The following is a 20,193-nucleotide window of genomic DNA, read 5'->3' as shown; positions in this document are numbered from 1 at the left end:
ACTTCAATTTTCTAGTTTTTAGAAATCAATCAGATAAATTCATTCCTCCTTCGCTTTAAAATAAACTTCAATTTATTCTAAGCAAATGCTTAAAGTAATGTTAGTTGGCTATACACCATAGTTAACTAATGCTGCATGCCTATTTGTTATTTGTACACTTTGGTTTTGGTGTGTTTTACAACCATAAACTACTTAATATTATTGCATGATTATTAAAACTTTTGATGCCTTTTCACGGTTATCAATTATAGAAATTAATAAAGTAACCAACTTTATATCAGATAGCTATACCCGGTTTAGAGAAACTAAAACGGCTATACGAAAGTCTATTTTGTATGCTACTAAAGAAATATCAGGTTTAGGTGGTTTTGTTTTTTTGGTAGAACATAATAACGCCATTATAGCAGCTGCGGTAGTAAATAAAACTGGCATGCATGAATATTTAGCCGAAAACATACTAGTGTATTTGGCTGTAAAAGAAGAGTACCGTAGGCAAGGTATTGGAGATATGCTAGTAAAACACATTTTGTTGTACTGTAAAGGCGATATATCTATACACATTCACAAAGATAGCAACGTAATAGAACTGTTTGAAAAACACGGGTTTAAACCACGAAACATTGAAATGCGCTTAACACGATAAAAAATAAAAAAAACAACATGAGAATTATAAAAATTAAACGAAGAACAGTAGTAGAAAAAAGATATGCAAAAAGTATGGGTGTACTAATAACACAAGTTACATACATTAAAAAGCACATTTTAGGTATGCCTTTTAAAACACTACATAAATACCGTAAAACGTACTACGGAAAAGTAAAAGACTGTAGAGATTGCGTTTTATTTGTTTAAAAAATCAAATTAATAAATAACTAAATAAACAAATGAAAATTCTAGTAATAGGTGCCGGTAACATGGGGCTAACGTATGCCGAAGGTATGTCTAAATCTAAATTGTTAAAGAAAAAAAACATTATGGTTTTAGATAAATCTGAAGAAAAATTAAAAGAACTAGATCAAATGACACAGTTTGATGCTTTTAATGAATTAGAAGATTGTGTACCTAAAGCAGACATTATTTTTATGGCAGTTAAGCCATACCATGCCGAAAGCGTATTTAAAGCCATACAACCATTAGTAAAACCACAGCAAATTGTAATTTCTATAATGGCCGGTGTTACTATTGAAACTATGAAAAACCTAACAGGTTTAAGTAAAGTAGTTAGGGCAATGCCAAACTTACCAGCTAAAATAGGTAAAGGTTTAACATCATACGTTACTTCGGCTGAGGTATCAAGAATTGAAAAATTAACTATAGAAAGCCTTCTAGATACCACAGGAAAATCTATTGAAGTATCTACAGAACAACTCATTGATGCCTCAACAGGCATTTCAGGTAGTGGGCCAGCATACGTATTTTATTTTATGCAAAGTATGATGGAAGCAGCATTACAAATGGGCTTTTCAAAAAACGACTCGGTAACCTTAGTAAGCCAAACATTTACAGGTGCTGTAGAATTGTTTAACCAATCAAATTTATCGCCTAATTCATGGATGGAGCGTGTTGCATCAAAAGGAGGAACAACCAGAGCAGCTTTAGATTCTATGGAAGATAATAACGTAAACACATTAATAAAAGAAGCCGCTTTTTCTGCATTTAACCGTGCAGTAGAGTTAGGTAAAGAATATTAAAATGGCTAGAAATATTAAAGAAAGAATTGTTATAAAAGTTGGTACTAATGTAATGACCAACAAAGACAACAGAATTGTAAGACCCGTTTTAAAGCGGTTAGTATCTCAAATTGCCGAACTTTATGAACGTGATATTATGACTATTTTAGTGTCTTCAGGGTCAGTAATTGCAGGTAAAGAGGTACTTGGTAAATCTAAAATTGAAGATAATACACAGCGCAGGCAAGTATATTCGGCCATTGGGCAACCAAGAATGATGCGCCTTTACTATAATATTTTTCATGATTATGGTATGAAATGTGCCCAAGTTTTACCTACAAAGCGCGATTTTAGCCCTGGAATTCACAGGCAAAATATGATTAATTGTTGTGAAGGTTTACTATCTGAAGGCGTAATACCTATTGCTAATGAAGATGATGCTGTATCTGTAACCATGTCTATGTTTTCTGACAATGATGAACTTGCAAGTTTAATTGCACAATTATTAAATGCAGATAAGCTGATTATTTTAACTGATATTGATGGACTTTATACAGGCCACCCAGAAGAAGATGATAGTAGTTTGGTAAAAGATGTTAGCCCAGAAGAAGACCTTTGCAAATACATTAAAGACAGCGGTAAAGTTGAAGGCGAGGGCAGAGGTGGTATGGGCTCAAAGCTAGATTATGCACAACAAGCTGCAGCAAAAAACATACCTACTTTTATTGCAAACGGCAAAAAAGATAATACCATTATTGATATTATTGACGGAAAAGCAATAGGAACTAAGGTATCACTTTAGTTCTATAAAAAAACATAAAAAATAAAAGGCTTTATAAAACATACATAGGCATAGTTAATATGATATAAGTGTTTTATGAAGCCTTTTATTTTATAATTATTTGTTAGGAAACAAAAGTTATTTAACAATAATTCTAATAAAGGTCTCTAATTTTTTGAAGTTTACTTTTCCAAAGTTTTAAAGCATCTTTGTGTGATTTAATATTGTTTTTAACTTCTTTTACTAACGGATTATCATCATCAACATTAGTGAAAAATTGAAGATTATTTTCTAACTGATTAATTTTACCTTTAACTTCATCTATTTTCTTTCTAATAAAAATACGTTCGTTATCTAAATCTTTAGTATCATCAGTAGTATCAATATTATCAAGTCTGTTTTCAAACTTAATCATTTCAACTTCACTTTTTTCAATTTCTAATGAAGCGAATAATTCATCAATGGTTTTTTGAAATTTCCCTTCAATGTATCGTTTGTCATTAGGTACTTTCCCTATAGATTTCCATTGGGTAATTTGATCTTTTAAAAAGGTTATGTTTTCTTCTTTAGTGCCTTTTAATTTTAAATCTTTTAAGGTGTTTAATAAATCGTTTTTCTTATTAAAAGCTTCTAAAGTTTCTTTGTTTTGGGCATTTCTGCTGGCGTGTAATTTATCAAAATAGTAGTTACAGGCGTTTTTAAACTGTTTCCAAATTTTATCACTGTCGCGTCTTGGTACATGGCCAATTTTTTTCCAATCGGCTTGTATTTTTTTCATTAAAGGAGTTGTAGCTTCATAATCTTCGCTATCCTTATTGTCTTCTGCAATTTTAATAAGTTCTAGCTTTTTTTGAAGATTGGTGTATTGTTCCTTTTTTAAATCTTTATAAAAGGCGTTCTTTTTTCTATTAAAAGTTCTAACAGATTCTTTAAACTTGGCCCAAGTGTCTTCGTTTACTTTTATAGGTACTTTTCCTGCGTTAAAAAAATCGTTTCTTAGGCTTTCAATTTCTTTAATTTTCTTTTGCCAAGCGTTGTGTGTATTAGCATTATCTTGATTGGTAATAGCATCAATATTAGCTATTATTTCAAGTTTGTGCTCTAAGTTTTTTTCGTAAACTTTATCAATTTCTTTAAAATAAACTTGCCTTTTGTCATTTATAACTTTTGTAGCAGCTTTAAAGCGCTCCCAAATGGTTTCTCTATGTTCTTTATCAACAGGCCCAAGTTCTTCTTTCCACATTTTATGAAGTTCTTGAAGCTCTCTAAAGGCATACATAGCATCATCTTCTTTAGCTAACTCTTCTGCACGTTCAATTATTTTAAGTTTTTTTTCAAGGTTGTGTTTAAAATCTAAATCACGTAAATCTCTATTTAAGTGCAGAAAATCATAAAACATTTCTACGTGGTGGTGGTAGCTGTTCCAAGCATTATTATATTTATCTCTTGGAATTGGACCAGTGTTTCGCCAGCGTTCTTGTAACTCTTTAAAGTGTTTATAGGTGGTGTTTATGTTTTCATCAACATTTATTAAACCTTTTAGTTCCTCAATAATTTCTAACTTTTTAGCTAAATTATTTTTTAGGTTTTTTTCAATGTTTTGGTAGTGGTCATTGAGTTTTTTTCGATATTCTCGGTAGGCTTGTTTAAATCTTTTTTGAACAGGTGATGTGTAATAAAAATCTATTTCATTACCACCATCATTAATAAATTCTTCTTTTTTGTCGTCTATTAATGCTTGAAATTTAGTTTTAAAAACGCCGTTAATTGTATCAACATGCGATTTTATAGCCTGAACTTTTTCATTTTTTAATAGGTTTTCAAGTTCAATTGCTAGAGCTTCTAAAGACATAGAGTCATACTCTTTTACTGCAATTTTATGCCTGTCTTTATTGCCTTCATCTTCAGCATCTTCTGCATTTGATTCTTCAATTTCATTTAATACATCATCATCAGTATTTTCTAATGTTTCGGTATTATTTGAAGCGTCATTAGAAATAACGTTGTTGGTTTCTAAAGTACCATCAACAGGTTCTTTATTTTCTAATGATTGTTTGTTAAGGCTCTTGTTTGTGCCTTCAGTGTTTTGCAGATTATTAGTATCAGACATTTTGAAAATGTTAAGGTTCAAAAAAAACAATTCTTTTAAACACTAAATATACTAATAAATAGATTTACAATGAAACATTATGAATTTAAAGTTTTTACTAATCTAGTTTCCAAATATCCCAAGCTTTTTCAGCTTGTTGTTCAAGCATTTTTAAACCGTTTATAATGGTAGCTCCTTTTTGTTTGCCGTGGTTTAAAAACTTGGTTTCTTCGGGGTTGTAAATTAAATCAAAAAGCACATGGTTTTTTGTTATTGCGCTGTATGGAATATTTGGGCAATCTTCAATATTTGGAAATGTACCTAAAGGCGTACAGTTTACAATAATTAAGTGGTTTTCTATATCCTTTTTGGTAAGTGTATCATAACTAAAAGTTATGCCATTGCGTATGTTTCTTGAAACATAATTAAAGTTAATATTCAACTCATTTAAAGTGTAAGCAATGGCTTTACTAGCACCACCGGTACCTAAAATAAGTGCTTTGTTGTGTTGTGGTTTTAAGTGTTGTTTTATTGATTTTTTAAAACCATAACAGTCAGTATTATAGCCAACTAGCTTGCCGGATTTAGTGATTTTTATGGTGTTTACAGCGCCTATTTTTGCAGCTTTTTCATTTATTTCGTCTAGAAAAGGCATTACTGCTTGTTTGTATGGTATGGTAACATTCATACCTTTTAAATTTTGCGTATTTTTTATTATTGAAGGAAATAAATCTATAGATTCAATATCAAAATTTTCATAAGTTGTATTGGTAATTTGTTCCTTTTTAAACTTTTCTTTAAAGTATGTTCTTGAAAATGAATATGAAATGTTTTTTCCTAAAAGTCCTAATTTGTTCATGCTTTTACGTTTCTAGTTTTTTGTCCGTACCATTCTAATCCTAAAACAATAATAACGCCAAATGCAATAAAAGCAATAGCTATAAGGGTTTCTTGGTTTATGTTAGGAATGAATCGTTTATAGTTTTCAATAATTTTTTCGCCGTTAGAATCTAATATAAAATTACCGTTTAAATTGGTTTTATAATTGGTTTTTTTCCAAGGCCAAACAACACCCAAAGAGCCAATTATAAACCCCATTAAAAGCGAAAGTGTTGTGTTGCGGTAGTGTTTTAGTACATAGTTTAGCACATGTGAAAACGTTACTAAACCTACTACAGAGCCTAATGTGAAAACCGCTAAAACTTTAAGCATTTTTATGCGTTGCGGATTGTTTATAAATGAAAAATCGGCAGAAAGTATGTTAAACAGTGTATCATATAAAGCGTTAACGGAATCTACCAACAACAGCACGTAATTGCCTAGTAAAATAAGAATAAATGAACCTGAAAACCCAGGCAATGTCATGCCAGATACACTAATTATACCGCAAAAAAAGACAAATAATAAGTTATCGTTTTCTTTGGCCGGATCTAAAAAGCTAATACTAATACCAATTGAAATACCAATAACTAATGATATGTATGCTTTAGTACACCAGCCTTCAAAATCTTTACTTATGTAATAAATAGAGCCTATAATCATTCCGAAGAATACACTCCAAACGTACAGTTCGTAATTAATAATAAGGTAATCTAAAATTTTTGAAATACTGAAGTAGCTTACAATCATTCCGAAGAAAAGCAGCCCTAAAAAGCGTCCGTTAATATATTTATAGAAGCTTTTAAAGCGTCCGTTAAACAATAGTTTGAAAGCTTTACCATTTACTTTTTGAAGCGAATAAATAAATTCTTCATAAAAACCAGCAACAAAAGCCACAACACCCCCAGAAACCCCAGGAACCTTGTTAGCTGCTCCCATGGCAAGTCCTTTTAACACTAAAAAAACTTTATCTGTAAATGTTCTGGTGCTTTGCATTATTGTTTTTTTGAACCTAACTTTTCTAGTATAAAAATGGTTAAAAATCCAATTATCATTAAAATAATGGCAAATATTAATTGGTTATTGCCAGAATATGAAAAAGGTGAAATACTTTCTTGTAATAGGGCCGTTTTTTCGCCTTTAGAGTTTGTATACCAAGTAAGTGTATTTTTCCAAGGCCATACTTTGTTTAATGAACCAAATATAAAACCCGTTAAAACCGCTAAGGTAGCATTATGATAATTTTTAAAAAGCCATTTTAAAACATGACTAAAACTTAATAAACCAACCAATGCACCTACTGAAAATATGATTAACTTTTTAACATCAAAATCATGAATAGCGTTACTTAATGTTTTATAGGCGCCTAAAATAATTAAAATAAATGAGCCTGAAATACCAGGTAAAATCATGGCACAAATAGCAATTGAGCCAGCAAAAAATAAAAAATAATCACTGGTTGAACTTTCCATTGAAGGTAATGATGAAATATAAAAAGCCGCAACAGCTCCAATAATTAAAGCTATAATAGTACTTGCATTCCATTTTGTAATTTGCTTACCAACAAAATAAATACTAGCAATTATTAAACCGAAAAAGAACGACCAAATAAGTATTGGGTGATTTTCTAAAAGGTATTTAGCCAATTTCATAAAAGATACAAAACTTACAATAATACCGCACATAAGCGCTAACACAAAATTACCATTGGCTTGTTGCCAAAATGGTTTAATGCCTTGTTTAAAAAGAGTTTTAAATAAAGGAGGTTTTATATTGCTAATGGTAGCTATTAATTCTTCATAAATACCCGATATAAAAGCAATTGTACCGCCCGAAACTCCCGGAACAGCATCGGCAGCTCCCATGGCAATGCCTTTTAAAGAAATTATAAGATAGTCTGAAAAACGTCTTTGCATTTGTTTGGTTTTTTACATAAAACCAAAGGTATACATTTTAGTTAAAGGTTTTGGTTATAAGGTTTGTTTTATTATGTTTTTAACAACAATTCTGTTTGAAACATCAGGAAATAGTTCATCAATTATAAATGAAAATTCTTGATTAAATTTAAGTCCGTTTTTTAAATGAAATTTACCTTTATCGTTTTCATTTAGTTTGAAATATAAGCCAGCAAGCCTATATTCTAACTCTGCATTTTCAGGATAGAATTCCATAGCTTGTTCAAAATTATAAATAGCGGCTTCGGGTTCGCCTAATTGAATGAGTAAATCGCCTCTAGATAGCCAAGTACTTAATTCATAATTACCTAAATCTAAGGTTTTTTTAAAGCCACGTTCAGCTTCTTCAATAAAATTTAACCTTTGATTTATTTGCGAATATAATTTCCAATAGGCTACATTTTCAGAGTCTATATTAATTGCTTTATTTATATAGTATAATGCTTTTTGATAGTTTTTTTGTTTGTTGTAAAATTTTGTAATAGCTATCCAACCTTTATCTAACAGTGGGTCTTCGTGTACCGTTTTGTAGTAGTATTGTACAGCAAGTTCATGGTTTTTTAGTTTTTCATAACAAGAACCTATGCGTAAAAGAGCAAAAGATGTTGGGTCTTCTAGCTTTAAGGTAATTGTATAGTTTTCAATAGCCTCTTCGTAGCGTTTTAAACGTTCTAAAACTTTACCTCTTTCAAGGTAGGCACCTACAAAACTATCGTCAGATATAATGGCAAAATCAAAGGCTGCAAGTGCTTTTTTATATTTTTTTAGTGCCATGTATTGTTTGCCTAATTGATGCCATGCTACTTCAGAATACGGATTTTTATCTAAAAATATATTTAAATAGGAAATAGCGTCTTCATTTTGATTTAAAAACTCAAAACAATAAATAATGTTGTAAAGAGCAGAATAATCTTCAAGGTCTTCTTCTAAACATTTCATAAAATAGGTTTTTGCTTCTTCATATTCATCGAGAAACAAATATTCCATTCCAATTAGTGAATAAAGATCAACAGCATCATCAGTAAGTTCTAAAGCTTTTTTTAGTACCTCAATAGCTTTGACATGATTATCTTTTTTTGAAAAAATATTAGCCTTTTGAATGTAAATTTCTTCATTCATAGGATCTAAACTATACAATTCATTTAACAACGTATCAGCCTCTAAAAGCTTATCTTCAAAAACGTAAACTTCAACCTTAAAAAGTTTTAAATTTATGGCGGTAGGATGTTGATCTAACCCTAATTTTATGGCTTTTTTAGCTAAGGCTATTTTACCTTGGTTTAGGTAGTGATGAATAATGTTTTCAAATTCTTCAGAATCAAAGAAAAACACGTGATTGGTTTTAAGCATTGATTCAAATTTGGTAAGCGGCAAATTGTTGTTGTCTTCCTGACTAAACTCCATAAGCACATTTGTAAGTTTCTACACTAATAAATTTAAACTTCTATTGGTTTAAATTTAAAAAATGCTTTAAATGTTTTTAACAAAGTAATGAACAGGCGTGTTTATTGTTTAATAATAGTTTTGTTTATTGATATTCAGTAGTTTAAATTTTATTTTGGTTGTTTATATTATTCAAAATAGTAATTATAATATTACAACCTTTTTTTATTTCTTCTTCTGAAATGGTTAAAGGCGGAGTAATTCTTACAGCTTTAGGTTCAAAAAGAAGCCAAAATAATATTAAACCCTCATCTTGAGATTTAAGAATAAGTTGATTGGTAATTTCTGCAGAGTCTGTAATTAAAGCTAACATTAAACCTTTACCTCTAATTTCTTTAATTAATGGGTGAACTAATAATTTTCTAAAAAGTTTTTCTTTCTCTAGTGTTTGGGCTATTAAGTTAGTTTCGGTTATTTCTTTAAGGGTTGCTAATGCCGATGCTGCAATTACAGGGTGGCCGCCAAAGGTTGTTATATGGCCAAGTTTAGGGTTGTCCATTAGTAAGTCCATGAGTTTGTTTGAGGCTGTAAATGCGCCTATAGGCATGCCGCCTCCAAGTGCTTTTCCTGTAACTAAAATATCTGGAATACAGTTGTAATGCTCAAAACCAAATAGTTTTCCTGTTCTACCAATTCCGGGTTGTATTTCGTCTAAAATTAGTAAAGCTCCAACAGCATCACATTTTTTTCTAACCTTTGCTAAATAATTATTTTCAGGTTCAATAAAACCTGCACCTCCTTGAACGGTTTCTAAAATTACACAGGCCGTTTTAGTAGTAATTTGTTCTAAATCTTTTTCAGAATTAAAATTTATAAATGAAACATCGGGTAATAATGGCCTAAATGCTTGTTTACGTTCTTCATAACCCATAACACTCATTGAACCCATGGTGTTGCCGTGGTAGGCATTGTTTGCTGCAATAATTTGGCTTCTGCCTGTTGCACGTTTGGCTAGTTTTAAAGCACCTTCAATAGCTTCGGTACCAGAATTTGTTAAGTAGGTTTTATTTAAGGAGTTAGGTAGGTTATCAGCTAATAGTTTTGTTAATTGTACAGTTGGTGCTTGTATATATTCACCATAAACCATTACGTGTAAGTACTTGTTTAATTGCTGTTTAATAGCGTTAATAACTTTTGGGTGGTTATGCCCTAGAGGTGTAGCTGAAACACCTGCAACAAAATCTAGGAACTCTTTATTTTGGGTATTGTAAATGTACGAGCCTTTTGCATGTGAAACTTCCATGGCTAAAGGGTGCGGTGAGGTTTGCGCTTGGTGTTTTAGGAAGTTAGTTTTCAATTTTTTGAAATTTCAGTTAAAGTAGGATTCCAAATATAAAAATCGTCATCTTGATCTATACCAATTATAACTATTCTTAATTTATGGTTATCATTTTCTTTTATAGTATTTATACTATGTTTTTTCCAAAATTTTGTAAGTGTAATATTTTCTTGTTTATAGTTAGTGTAATCACCACCATTTTCTTGGAATTTTAATTGTAAGTTTCCTGTTCCTTTCAGCCAAACAGAAAAATTAAAAGATCCTTTAGTGTTTAGTATAGTTTGCGATAAATATTTATAGTCTTTAGAACTATCTTTTGCTTTAATGGTTTGGGTAATTTTATCACCATTAGGAGCTTTTTCGTTGGCGTTTATTACAATAACTCTTGTTTTTTTCCAAACATTTTTTTTAAAGTTGTTAGGTGATTTTAATAAGTTATTTATTGAGTGTTCATTAATTAAATGAATATCATTAAAAGCATGACTTCCCGCTTGATTAATACGTTCAATTAACGCTTCATCAAAAAAGTCTTTAGGCGGTACATAATCTGCTAATCCTTTTATTTTTGGCAACTCTAGTGGCGGGTCGTCTTTAAACAAATCTTCAACACTTGTTGGTCGTTCTGTTTCGCGCCAATCAAAACCTCGTAGCTTTTTATCTCGTTCTTTAAATTGAGATTCAGGTGTAAGCGTACCATCAACTTGGTTATATCTTGTGTATTCTTCTATAGCACCTTGATCAAAAAGAATATTTATACTACCAGCTTTTGCTTTATCAATACCAATTAGTTCTTGTTTGTCATCTCTGGCATAAAATATAGATTCGGCATTTTTAGTAATATCTACTTGCCTTAACTGGTTTTGTTCATTAAACAAACCTTTTAAACGTAAACCATAAATTTGGTTGTATCCGTTTTCACTAATAGTGTCTTTACTAATAATAAAGGCATTTTCAAACACTAAAAGAGAATCTAATTTTTCTGATTTTGGGTTAGAAATTAAGTGAATAGTATCACCAGTCATTTGGTTTTCTACATTCCACATAATGGGCTTTCTTTTTGCTGAAAACCTATCGGAAGTTCCAAATTTACTTAAGTTTATAAGTTTAGTAATACCAGTTTTTTGGTTAGAATGAATGGAATCTGCTTTACCACTTAAATCAGATTTATAAATTTTTGCATTATAATAAGCTCTAACAATTCTGTTTTCTGGTTTGCCGGTAACCATAATTTTATCGGCATGCATGTAAATAGAGTCGTTTTCTTGAACAGTAATAGCTAAAGCTTTTTTTGTTATAAAAACAGAATCTTTTTCTTTTCCTTTAAAAACTTCGGCATAATGCCCTTTAATAATACTGTGGTTTAAAGTATCTGTTACTTTAATGTTGTTTGATGCTGATGCAAAGTTTTTAGCATTATCAAGGTATAAACTATCACCTTCTATGATACGATTGTCATAATTAATTCGTGCGTTTTTTAAGGCATAACCTACTTGATTTTCAGTGTCATAAAATCCTTTTTCACAGTAGGTTTTGCTTTCGGGAGTTGTTATTGTTGATGGCCCAAAAAGATAAGCATGACCAGTGTCAGAATAATAATCGAAATAATTAGAGTTTATGGTTGAACTATCATTTACCAAAACAACATTTTCAACAAACTTAAATTTATTTTCTTGCATATAATGCCTGCCAATTTTACTGGTAATTGTAACAGTTGAATCTTTTACAACCATACCGTTGCTTCGGTAAAAGGCTTCTTGTTTTAATCTATCAAAATAAATAGTATCAGATGAAATAGTTGTTTTAGGGTCTTTTAAAACAACTTCACCACGAGCCAAAGCTAATTGGGTAATACCACTGTATTCAATATATTTAGATGTCATGTTTACCGTATCGGCTTGTTTCATTCTAACATTGCCATAAGCTTCAATGAAGTTTTCATTACCGTAGTGAATGGCTCTATCGCACCAAAGTTCTATACTTTCATGGCCAATGTGTACTTGTTGCGAGTCGTCTCGGGTAAGTATTCTAGCGCCAGGGTATTTAACTTCATCAACATTTAATCTGCCGGCGTATTTTATTTCAATTTTCTTTTTACTTTGTGCATTAATAGTAAAAGCACCACTAAAAAATATTAAAAAATATATAAGAAGTTGTTTGTTCAAAATAAAAGTATTTACAGCAAAAATAACGATTATTATTACGTTTCATTATGTTGAAACAAAAAACGCTTCAAATTATTTTTGAAGCGTTTTGGTGTGTGATTTTTTTAAATTTATTTTCTGAAAATTGTTTGCTTCCTATCTGGTCCAACAGACACGATGGTAATAGGAATTTCTAATGCTTTTTCTAAAAAAGTTATATAGTCATTTAATTCCTTAGGAAATTGTGAAGCGCCTGCCATTTCAGTTAAATCTGCTTCCCAGCCTTTAATTTCGGTGTATACAGGTTCTACATTTTCGGCTTCAATATTATATGGTAAATGGTTAATAACTTCGCCATTGTATTTATATGCTGTACAAACCTTTAAGGTTTTAAAGCCTGAAAGTACATCGGCTTTCATCATGTTTAATTGGGTTACACCATTTACTTGACATGCGTATTTTAGGGCAACTAAATCTAACCAACCGCAACGTCTTTTACGTCCTGTTGTAGCACCAAATTCATTACCTACACGCCCCATAGTATCACCATCTTCATCAAATAACTCAGTAGGGAATGGGCCCGAGCCTACTCTAGTAGTATAAGCTTTAAAAATACCAAATACTTCACCTATTTGGTTTGGTGCAACGCCTAAGCCAGTACAAGCACCTGCAGCTGTAGTGTTACTAGATGTTACAAATGGGTAAGTACCAAAATCTATATCTAGTAATGAGCCTTGGGCACCTTCGGCTAAAATGGTTTTGCCTCCTTTTTGCGCTTGGTATATATACTCTTCCGAGTCTATAAAGGTTAAAGATTTTAAAACGTCTACTGCTTTAAAAAACTCATCTTCAAGTTCTTTTAAATTGTATTCTATGTCTACGTTGTAAAACGAAATCATAGATTCGTGTTTGTCTGCTAAATTTCTGTAGCGTTCTTTCCAATCTGCTAATTCTAAATCGCCAACTCTAATACCGTTTCTTCCGGTTTTATCCATGTATGTTGGCCCAATACCTTTTAGTGTAGATCCAATTTTAGCTTTACCTTTTGAAGCTTCGCTTGCTGCATCTAATAAGCGGTGTGTTGGTAGAATTATGTGGGCTTTACGCGAAATTAAAAGCGATTTTTTGTAGTCTATATTTTGTTCGGCTAATTTATCTAATTCGCCTTTAAAAATAACAGGGTCTATTACAACGCCGTTACCTACCAAATTAATGGCATCATCATGAAAAATACCTGATGGTATGGTGTGTAATACATGTTTTTTGCCGTTAAATACTAAGGTGTGTCCTGCGTTTGGACCGCCTTGAAAACGCGCTATAATGTTGTAGTTGTTAGTTAATACGTCAACAATTTTTCCTTTGCCTTCGTCTCCCCATTGTAGTCCTAGTAGTAAATCTACTGCCATTGTAAAAAAGTAGTTATTTAGTTGATTTTCTGTTTCCGTAGAAATAAAGCGAATGGTTGTTTATTTCTATATCAAAAACTTCTTCTATGGTTTTTTTTATTGATTGTATTCTTGGGTCGCAAAATTCTATAACTTCACCAGTATCAGTTAAAATAACATGATCATGTTGTTTATCAAAATACGACTTTTCATAATGTGCTTGACTTTGCCCAAATTGGTGTTTTCTTACCAAGCCACATTCTAAAAGTAATTCTATGGTGTTATATAATGTTGCTCTAGAAACTCTATATTTTTTGTTTTTCATATTAAGATATAGGGACTCTATATCAAAATGTTCTTCGTTGTTATAGATTTCTTGAAGTATAGCGTAACGCTCAGGTGTTTTTCTGTGCCCGTTACTTTCTAAAAAGCTGGTAAAAACGCTTTTAACTATTTCTTGATTTTTATTATCTGCCTTTGCACTCATAATTTCGGGAGCAAATTTACACTTTTTTTACACTCTAGTAACCTTATCTATACCATTAATTTTTTTTAGTTTTTCAATAAGCTTTTTTATAGTGTTATTATTTTTAACTACAAGGTTTATTTTTCCTGTGAAAAGCCCGTCATTACTTTCAAAATTTAAGCTTTTCATGTTTACATTCATGTTAGATGAAATAATTTGTGTTATTTCATTAACTAAGCCCATATTATCAATACCGGTAATAACTATTTTACCTAAAAACTCTTGTTGTGTTGAGTCTACCCATTTTGCAGGCATAATGCGGTAAGCATAGTTAGATTGCAGGCTTATGGCGTTTGGACAGTTTTTTTTGTGAACTTTTATACCATCGGAAACTGTTAAGAAACCAAAAACAGGATCGCCAGGTATTGGGTTACAACAGTTGGCTAATTTATAGTCTAATTTTTCTTCTTCTTTACCAAACACCAAAGAGTCATAGCTTACTGTTGCGTCTTCTTTTTCTGTATCATCTTTTTTAACAGTAGCCTTTCTTGTAATTTTATTTTTAATAAAACTCATTAAGGCATTGCTTCTAGATGAAGCAAAGTTTTTTAGCATGGTATTGTCTATACTACCATTGCCAACTCTATAAAACAAATCTAAACTTGTTTTTAGTTTGAAATAGTTAACAAGCTCATTGGTTGATGCTTCATTAAGCGTAATTTTAAGTTGTTTTAGTTTACGTCTTAAAATTTCTTTTCCTTCTTCGCCAATACGTTTTTTATCTTCTCTTAGAGCAGATTTAATTTTACTTCTAGCTCTGGCGGTTGAGGTATAATCTAACCAGTTAGGGTTTGGTTTTGCGGTTTCAGAAGTTAATATATCAACTTGGTCTCCACTTTTTAATTCATGGCTAAGTGGTACTAATTTACCATTTACTCTAGCGCCACGGGTTTTCATACCAACTTCGGTATGAATGTTAAAGGCAAAATCTAGTGCGGTGGCGCCTTTTGGTAACGATTTTAAATCGCCTTTGGGTGTGAAAACAAATATTTCTTTTGAATACAGGTTTAGTTTGAATTGTTCAACAAAGTCTACAGCATTGGTTTCGGGGTTTTCTAGTGCTTCTTGTAAACGGTTAATCCATGCATCTAAATTGTCTTCTTTTTCTTTGTCTTGTTTGTATTTATAATGTGCAGCATAGCCTTTTTCGGCTATTTCATTCATACGTTCACTTCGTATTTGTACTTCAACCCAGCGTCCTTTGGGGCCCATTACGGTAATGTGTAGTGCTTCATAACCTGTGGTTTTGGGTGATGAAATCCAATCGCGTAATCGTGTTGGGTTTGGTCTAAAATGATCTGTTACAATGGAGTATATTTTCCAAGCAAAAAACTTTTCATTTTCTATATCACTTTTATAAATGATTCTTATGGCAAACTTGTCGTACACTTCATCAAAAGAAACGCCTTGCTTCAACATTTTTCTTCTAATAGAAAAAATAGATTTTGGTCTTCCTTTTATGGTGTAGTTAAAAAGTTCTTTATCTAATGATTTTTTTATAACATCACTAAACTGCTCAATATATTTGTCTTGGTCTTCTTTACTTTCTTTTATTTTGCCTAAAATATCGTAGTAAGTGTCCGGTTCAGTGTATTTTAAACCAAGGTCTTCAAGTTCAGTTTTTATGTTGTATAGGCCAATTCTGTGTGCTAGTGGTGCATAAATGTAAAGGGTTTCAGAGGCTATTTTTTCTTGCTTATCAGGACGCATAGAGTCCATGGTTTGCATGTTGTGAAGCCTGTCGGCAATTTTTATAATTATTACCCTAACATCATCATTTAGCGTTAGCAGCATTTTTCTAAAATTTTCTGCTTGTAAAGACACATCCATGTCTTTTTCTTTACTTAATGATGATATTTTGGTGAGCCCGTCAACAATGGTTGCTACTGTTTTACCAAAGCGTTTTTCAATATCTTCAATTTCATAATCAGGGCTATCTTCAACAACATCATGCAATAGGGCAGCTGCAATAGATGTACCATCTAAACCAATTTCTTGTGCTACAATTTTTGCTACGGCTAAAGGGTGAAAAATGTAGGCTTCACCCGATTTTCTTCGTTGGTTTTTATGCCCATCTAAGGCTACTTCAAAAGCGCCTCTTATTAGCTTTTTATCATCATCAGAAAGTGTGGTGTAACTTACCTTTAAAAGTTCTTTGTAGGCTTTGGTAATAGCTGCATTTTCTATTTCAATTTCTTCGGCTGTCATCATAGATTAAAGGTAACATAAAGAAAATTAACAACCAATAGGCATGGTAGTTTTTGTGTGGTTTATTTTAAGGTTGATAAAAAATCAACTAATAAATTAATAGCTTTACCTCTGTGGCTAATTTGGTTTTTGGTAGCTAAATCCATTTCTGCAAAGGTATTTTTATAGCCGTCAGGTTTAAAAATAGGATCATAACCAAAGCCTTTGTTTCCTTGTTTTTCTAGTGTAATTTTACCTTTACAAATTCCTGTAAATGTTTGTGTTTTGTTGTTTAAACTTAAAGCAATAACAGTTTTAAATTGCGCATTACGGTTGGTGTTATTGCTTAAATTGTTTAAAAGTTTAACCATATTGTCTTGATCATTTTTTTGCGGACCTGCAAATCTTGCTGAATACACACCAGGAGCACCATTTAAAGCTTCGGTTTCTAAACCAGTATCATCAGCAAAGCAATTATAGCCATATTTGTTTTTTATGTATTCGGCCTTTTGTATAGCGTTACCTTCTATGGTTGGTTGGGTTTCGGGTATGTCTTCAAAACAATTAATGTCTTTTAAGCTAAGTATAGCAATATGCTTAGGTAATAAGGCTTGTACTTCTTTAAGTTTATTTAAATTATTTGTTGCAAAAACTAGTTTCATTCTAAATTGTATTTTTTGAATAAATATATAGTTATTATGAGAATAAGAATTTTTTTTTATGTTTTTAATGAATATATTTAATGAATAAAAAAGGAACCTAATTAAATTTTCTTTCTCTCAATTATTTGTTATTAGGTTAAACTGTAGTTATTTAATAGGTGATTTTTGGTATTTATTGAGGTTACATCAGTTTTAATTATAAAGCTTTTTTAAAGAAAATAAGAAGACAAGTTGCTGAAATTTTATTTATTTGGACGTTTAAAAGTAACTGAAAATGATTAATGCGCAGCGTAAAATAAGGAAAGGAGCTATTCTTTTTATAATTACCAAAATATTGGTGTTAATAGTAGTATTATTAATTGTTGATGGTAATATTAATGAGAGAAAAAATGATAACGCATTAATATCTCAAGCAAATAATCAAATAACTTTAAGTAAAAATATTGTACAAAATTTAACTGCTTTACAAGAAACTAATAACCTTGAAGTATTAAAAAATATAGCTGAATTATTACGCAAATTTAAATCAAACCAAAACTATTTGTCAGGTAAAATATCTACCAATAAGTATAATGTTTCAGATTCTTTATTTCAATTAAGTAAACCTTATTTTAATACAATAGTAGCATCAACAAATAACGTTATTAATTATCCCAATACTTCAGTAATAACAACATCTTTAAATGATATAAACATAGCTAATAATAATTATGTGCCTTTAACGGTAAAATTATCACAGCGTTTAGAGCAGCAAGCGTCAAATAACTTAAACCATTTAATGCGTACAGTTTGGTTTTTGGCTATTATGTCTGGCGTAGTAATAATAGGGTGTTTCTTTTTAATATTAGGGCCAGCATTTAGGCAATTAGTTAAAAAAAATAAAGCACTTATTAATGCTAACAAAGAAATAGCCTTCACAAAGCAGAAAATTAAAGGTAATTTATCTGAAGTTTCTAAGTTAAAAACAGATATAGAAATTCAAGAAAGGTTCAACAAAATACTTATAGAGCAAGCTCCAACATCTATTGCTATGTTAGATACTAATATGGTGTATTTAGCGGTATCTCAACGATGGATAAAAGATTATAAAAAAGAAGGACAAACCATTATAGGAAAATCTCATTATGATGTATTTCCTGAAATTGGTGATGACTGGAAACAAAAGCATAAAGAGTGTTTAAATGGAGCTATAGATGTGTGCGATGAAGCCCCTTTTATAAGAGCTGATGGTACCGTACAATGGATTTTTTGGGAAGTACGCCCTTGGTTTAAAGCCGATGGTACTATTGGCGGACTTATTATGTACACAGGCGATATTACAGAAGAACGCAGGCAACGTTTAGAGAAAAAACGTGCAGAAGAAATTGTTGAAAGCACTAACAAAGTAGCAAAAATTGGTGCATGGGAACTAGATTTAGTTAAAAAAACGGTTTATTGGAGTAAAATGGTTTGTGAAATACACGAAGTACCAGAAAATTACGTACCAGAATTAGAAACCGCTATAAATTTTTATAAAGAAGGAAAAAGTAGAGATACTATAACTGAAGTTGTAAACAAAACAATTGAAAGCGGTGAGCCTTTTGATTTGCAATTAGAAATTATTACCAAAAAAGGAAATTTAAAATGGGTGAGAACCATTGGGCAAGCCGAATTTAAAATGGGTGAATGTGTAAGGGTTTATGGCGTGTTTCAAGATGTAACCAAATCTAAAGCTATTGAGCAAGAACTTGTAAGAAAAAATGAGTTCTTAAATTTTGCAGAAGAAATTGCGCTCTTGGGGTATTACCACTGGAATGTGAAAAATGATACCGTAAAGTGTTCAAAAACATTAATGAAAATTTTTGGAATAAATGAGAATATTTCAGAACTAAACTATCAAACTTACTTTAACCACGTACACCCTAAAGATAAAGAAAAGGTAGCTACCATAGTTAGGAAAACAATAGAAAACAGGAAGTTTCATGATAACTTTATTCATAAAATAATAACAAGTAACGGGCAAACTAAAACAGTGCATATGTTAGGTAAAGTTATAACAAATGAAATGGGTGAGGTTGTTGAAATATTAGGAACCTGCCAAGACATAACACTTCAAAGAATGGCCGAAATTAAATTTAGAGGCCTTTTAGAGTCTGCTCCAGATGCCATGATTATTGTAAATGATCAAGGTTTAATTCAAATAATAAACAAACAAACCGAAAAAATGTTTGGTTACAGCCCGGGAGAACTAATTAACAAACCTGTAGAAGTATTAATACCAAAACGTTACAGTAAGAAACATAAATTACATACTGAAGGATTTTTTACAAATCCGAAATCAATAAATCTATTAGAAAGATCAGAATTTTACGGTATAGATAAATACGGAAAAGAATTTCCTGTACAATTAAGTTTAAGCCCGCTACAAACAGAAGAAGGTTTGCTAGTATCTGCTGCTTTAAGAGATATTACAGCTGAAAAACAAGCAGAAGCACGTATTTTAAAATCAAAAGAAAATCTTGAAGTTTTAGCTGATAAATTAGGAAAACAAAACACCCAATTGGCAGATTTTGTTCAAATTACATCACACAACCTACGCGCACCAGTAAGTAATTTAAATGCACTTTTAGATTTGTATAACACAGCCGAAGATGATGATGAAAAACATATGTTGTTTGGTAAATTTGAAAGAGTAATAAATCATTTAACATTAACTTTAAACACTTTAGTTGAAGCTTTAAAAACTAAAAATGATAAAGCAACTGTTAAAAATGTATTTTTTGATGAAATACTAAACAGAACAAAAGAGGTGTTAGCAGCACAAATTGCTGAGAAAAATGTGATTATAACTGATGATTTTTCACAAGTAAATAAAATTTCATACAACAAAATATATTTAGAAAGTATTTTTCTTAACTTAGTAGAGAATGCTATAAAATACAGTGCGAGAAATAAAACACCAGAAATTCATGTAAACTCAGAGGTGGTTGATGGTAACGTAATTTTAAAATTTAAAGACAACGGCTTAGGAATAGATTTAAAAAAACACGGGCACAAATTATTTAAATTAAATAAAGTATTCCATAGGCACCCAAACGCCAAAGGTGTAGGGTTGTTTATGACTAAGGTACAAATAGAAACAATGGGTGGTTCAATATCAGCAACAAGCGCTGTAAATGAAGGCACAACATTTATAATAAACTTTTAACACTAAAAT

General features: G+C 31.1%; 16 protein-coding genes. 5 read left to right on the top strand and 11 right to left on the bottom strand.

The window, feature by feature from the left end:
• Positions 1-205 precede the first annotated feature (205 nt).
• The 4 genes from FUA26_RS02385 to proB are packed head-to-tail and all read left to right on the top strand — an operon-like array spanning position 206 to position 2,472.
• Positions 206-643, top strand: a complete 438-nt coding sequence (locus tag FUA26_RS02385) for a GNAT family N-acetyltransferase (RefSeq protein WP_147131053.1) — start codon at positions 206-208, stop codon at positions 641-643.
• 17 nt (positions 644-660) lie between these two features.
• The gene (locus FUA26_RS02380) at positions 661-852 is read left to right on the top strand and encodes a hypothetical protein (protein ID WP_147131051.1); all 192 of its coding nucleotides are present in this window, start codon (positions 661-663) and stop codon (positions 850-852) included.
• Between the two features lie 32 nt (positions 853-884).
• Positions 885-1,691 (top strand): pyrroline-5-carboxylate reductase, encoded by an 807-nt coding sequence (proC, locus tag FUA26_RS02375; RefSeq protein ID WP_147131049.1) that lies wholly within the window; start codon positions 885-887, stop codon positions 1,689-1,691.
• Between the two features lies 1 nt (position 1,692).
• On the top strand, positions 1,693-2,472 hold the full coding sequence (gene proB, locus FUA26_RS02370; protein ID WP_147131047.1) for a glutamate 5-kinase: 780 nt from the start codon (positions 1,693-1,695) through the stop codon (positions 2,470-2,472).
• Between the two features lie 133 nt (positions 2,473-2,605).
• On the opposite strand, the gene FUA26_RS02365 is transcribed toward proB, so the two are convergent.
• The 11 genes from FUA26_RS02365 to FUA26_RS02315 all read right to left on the bottom strand — a co-directional run bounded on the left by FUA26_RS02365 (position 2,606) and on the right by FUA26_RS02315 (position 16,997).
• A complete protein-coding gene (locus tag FUA26_RS02365) occupies positions 2,606-4,561 on the bottom strand; it encodes a DUF349 domain-containing protein (RefSeq protein WP_147131045.1) in 1,956 nt (651 codons plus the stop codon).
• A gap of 97 nt (positions 4,562-4,658) precedes the next feature.
• Positions 4,659-5,399 carry a shikimate dehydrogenase family protein gene (locus FUA26_RS02360; RefSeq protein WP_147131043.1) on the bottom strand — a complete coding sequence of 247 codons (741 nt, stop codon included), beginning with the start codon at positions 5,397-5,399 and terminating at the stop codon, positions 4,659-4,661.
• A complete protein-coding gene (locus tag FUA26_RS02355; RefSeq protein WP_147131041.1) occupies positions 5,396-6,415 on the bottom strand; it encodes a DUF368 domain-containing protein in 1,020 nt (339 codons plus the stop codon). The genes FUA26_RS02360 and FUA26_RS02355 overlap by 4 nt, the downstream gene beginning before the upstream one ends.
• Positions 6,415-7,335: a DUF368 domain-containing protein gene (locus FUA26_RS02350; protein ID WP_147131039.1), complete on the bottom strand. Its 921-nt coding sequence runs from the start codon at positions 7,333-7,335 to the stop codon at positions 6,415-6,417. The genes FUA26_RS02355 and FUA26_RS02350 overlap by 1 nt, the downstream gene beginning before the upstream one ends.
• Before the next feature lie 54 nt (positions 7,336-7,389).
• Positions 7,390-8,778 (bottom strand): tetratricopeptide repeat protein, encoded by a 1,389-nt coding sequence (locus tag FUA26_RS02345; protein WP_147131037.1) that lies wholly within the window; start codon positions 8,776-8,778, stop codon positions 7,390-7,392.
• Positions 8,779-8,920: 142 nt separating this feature from the next.
• On the bottom strand, positions 8,921-10,114 hold the full coding sequence (locus FUA26_RS02340; protein WP_147131035.1) for an aspartate aminotransferase family protein: 1,194 nt from the start codon (positions 10,112-10,114) through the stop codon (positions 8,921-8,923).
• On the bottom strand, positions 10,111-12,258 hold the full coding sequence (locus FUA26_RS02335; RefSeq protein ID WP_147131033.1) for an OstA-like protein: 2,148 nt from the start codon (positions 12,256-12,258) through the stop codon (positions 10,111-10,113). Before FUA26_RS02335 ends, FUA26_RS02340 begins: the two co-directional genes overlap by 4 nt.
• 110 nt (positions 12,259-12,368) lie before the next feature.
• Positions 12,369-13,643 carry an adenylosuccinate synthase gene (locus FUA26_RS02330; RefSeq protein ID WP_147131031.1) on the bottom strand — a complete coding sequence of 425 codons (1,275 nt, stop codon included), beginning with the start codon at positions 13,641-13,643 and terminating at the stop codon, positions 12,369-12,371.
• 13 nt (positions 13,644-13,656) lie between these two features.
• A complete protein-coding gene (locus FUA26_RS02325) occupies positions 13,657-14,109 on the bottom strand; it encodes a Fur family transcriptional regulator (protein ID WP_147131029.1) in 453 nt (150 codons plus the stop codon).
• A gap of 27 nt (positions 14,110-14,136) precedes the next feature.
• Positions 14,137-16,356, bottom strand: a complete 2,220-nt coding sequence (locus tag FUA26_RS02320; protein WP_147131113.1) for a RelA/SpoT family protein — start codon at positions 16,354-16,356, stop codon at positions 14,137-14,139.
• Positions 16,357-16,418: 62 nt separating this feature from the next.
• Positions 16,419-16,997, bottom strand: coding sequence for a non-canonical purine NTP diphosphatase (locus tag FUA26_RS02315; protein ID WP_147131027.1), 579 nt, complete (start codon positions 16,995-16,997; stop codon positions 16,419-16,421).
• Positions 16,998-17,271: 274 nt separating this feature from the next.
• Between FUA26_RS02315 and FUA26_RS02310 the strand changes: the two genes are divergently transcribed.
• A complete protein-coding gene (locus FUA26_RS02310; protein WP_147131025.1) occupies positions 17,272-20,184 on the top strand; it encodes a PAS domain S-box protein in 2,913 nt (970 codons plus the stop codon).
• The last annotated feature ends 9 nt before the right edge of the window (positions 20,185-20,193 follow it).

Origin of the sequence: Seonamhaeicola algicola (assembly GCF_007997385.1) — a bacterium.
Taxonomy (GTDB): Bacteria; Bacteroidota; Bacteroidia; order Flavobacteriales; family Flavobacteriaceae; genus Seonamhaeicola; species Seonamhaeicola algicola.
Note: the sequence above shows the minus strand (reverse complement) of the source record. Positions and strands in the feature narration are given on the sequence as shown.

Coding starts and splice junctions, on each gene's coding strand:
- FUA26_RS02385 (WP_147131053.1), top strand. CDS start 206: ATGATTATTAAAACTTTTGATGCCTTTTCACGGTTATCAATTATAGAA.
- FUA26_RS02380 (WP_147131051.1), top strand. CDS start 661: ATGAGAATTATAAAAATTAAACGAAGAACAGTAGTAGAAAAAAGATAT.
- proC (WP_147131049.1), top strand. CDS start 885: ATGAAAATTCTAGTAATAGGTGCCGGTAACATGGGGCTAACGTATGCC.
- proB (WP_147131047.1), top strand. CDS start 1,693: ATGGCTAGAAATATTAAAGAAAGAATTGTTATAAAAGTTGGTACTAAT.
- FUA26_RS02365 (WP_147131045.1), bottom strand. CDS start 4,561: ATGTCTGATACTAATAATCTGCAAAACACTGAAGGCACAAACAAGAGC.
- FUA26_RS02360 (WP_147131043.1), bottom strand. CDS start 5,399: ATGAACAAATTAGGACTTTTAGGAAAAAACATTTCATATTCATTTTCA.
- FUA26_RS02355 (WP_147131041.1), bottom strand. CDS start 6,415: ATGCAAAGCACCAGAACATTTACAGATAAAGTTTTTTTAGTGTTAAAA.
- FUA26_RS02350 (WP_147131039.1), bottom strand. CDS start 7,335: ATGCAAAGACGTTTTTCAGACTATCTTATAATTTCTTTAAAAGGCATT.
- FUA26_RS02345 (WP_147131037.1), bottom strand. CDS start 8,778: ATGGAGTTTAGTCAGGAAGACAACAACAATTTGCCGCTTACCAAATTT.
- FUA26_RS02330 (WP_147131031.1), bottom strand. CDS start 13,643: ATGGCAGTAGATTTACTACTAGGACTACAATGGGGAGACGAAGGCAAA.
- FUA26_RS02325 (WP_147131029.1), bottom strand. CDS start 14,109: ATGAGTGCAAAGGCAGATAATAAAAATCAAGAAATAGTTAAAAGCGTT.
- FUA26_RS02320 (WP_147131113.1), bottom strand. CDS start 16,356: ATGACAGCCGAAGAAATTGAAATAGAAAATGCAGCTATTACCAAAGCC.
- FUA26_RS02315 (WP_147131027.1), bottom strand. CDS start 16,997: ATGAAACTAGTTTTTGCAACAAATAATTTAAATAAACTTAAAGAAGTA.
- FUA26_RS02310 (WP_147131025.1), top strand. CDS start 17,272: ATGATTAATGCGCAGCGTAAAATAAGGAAAGGAGCTATTCTTTTTATA.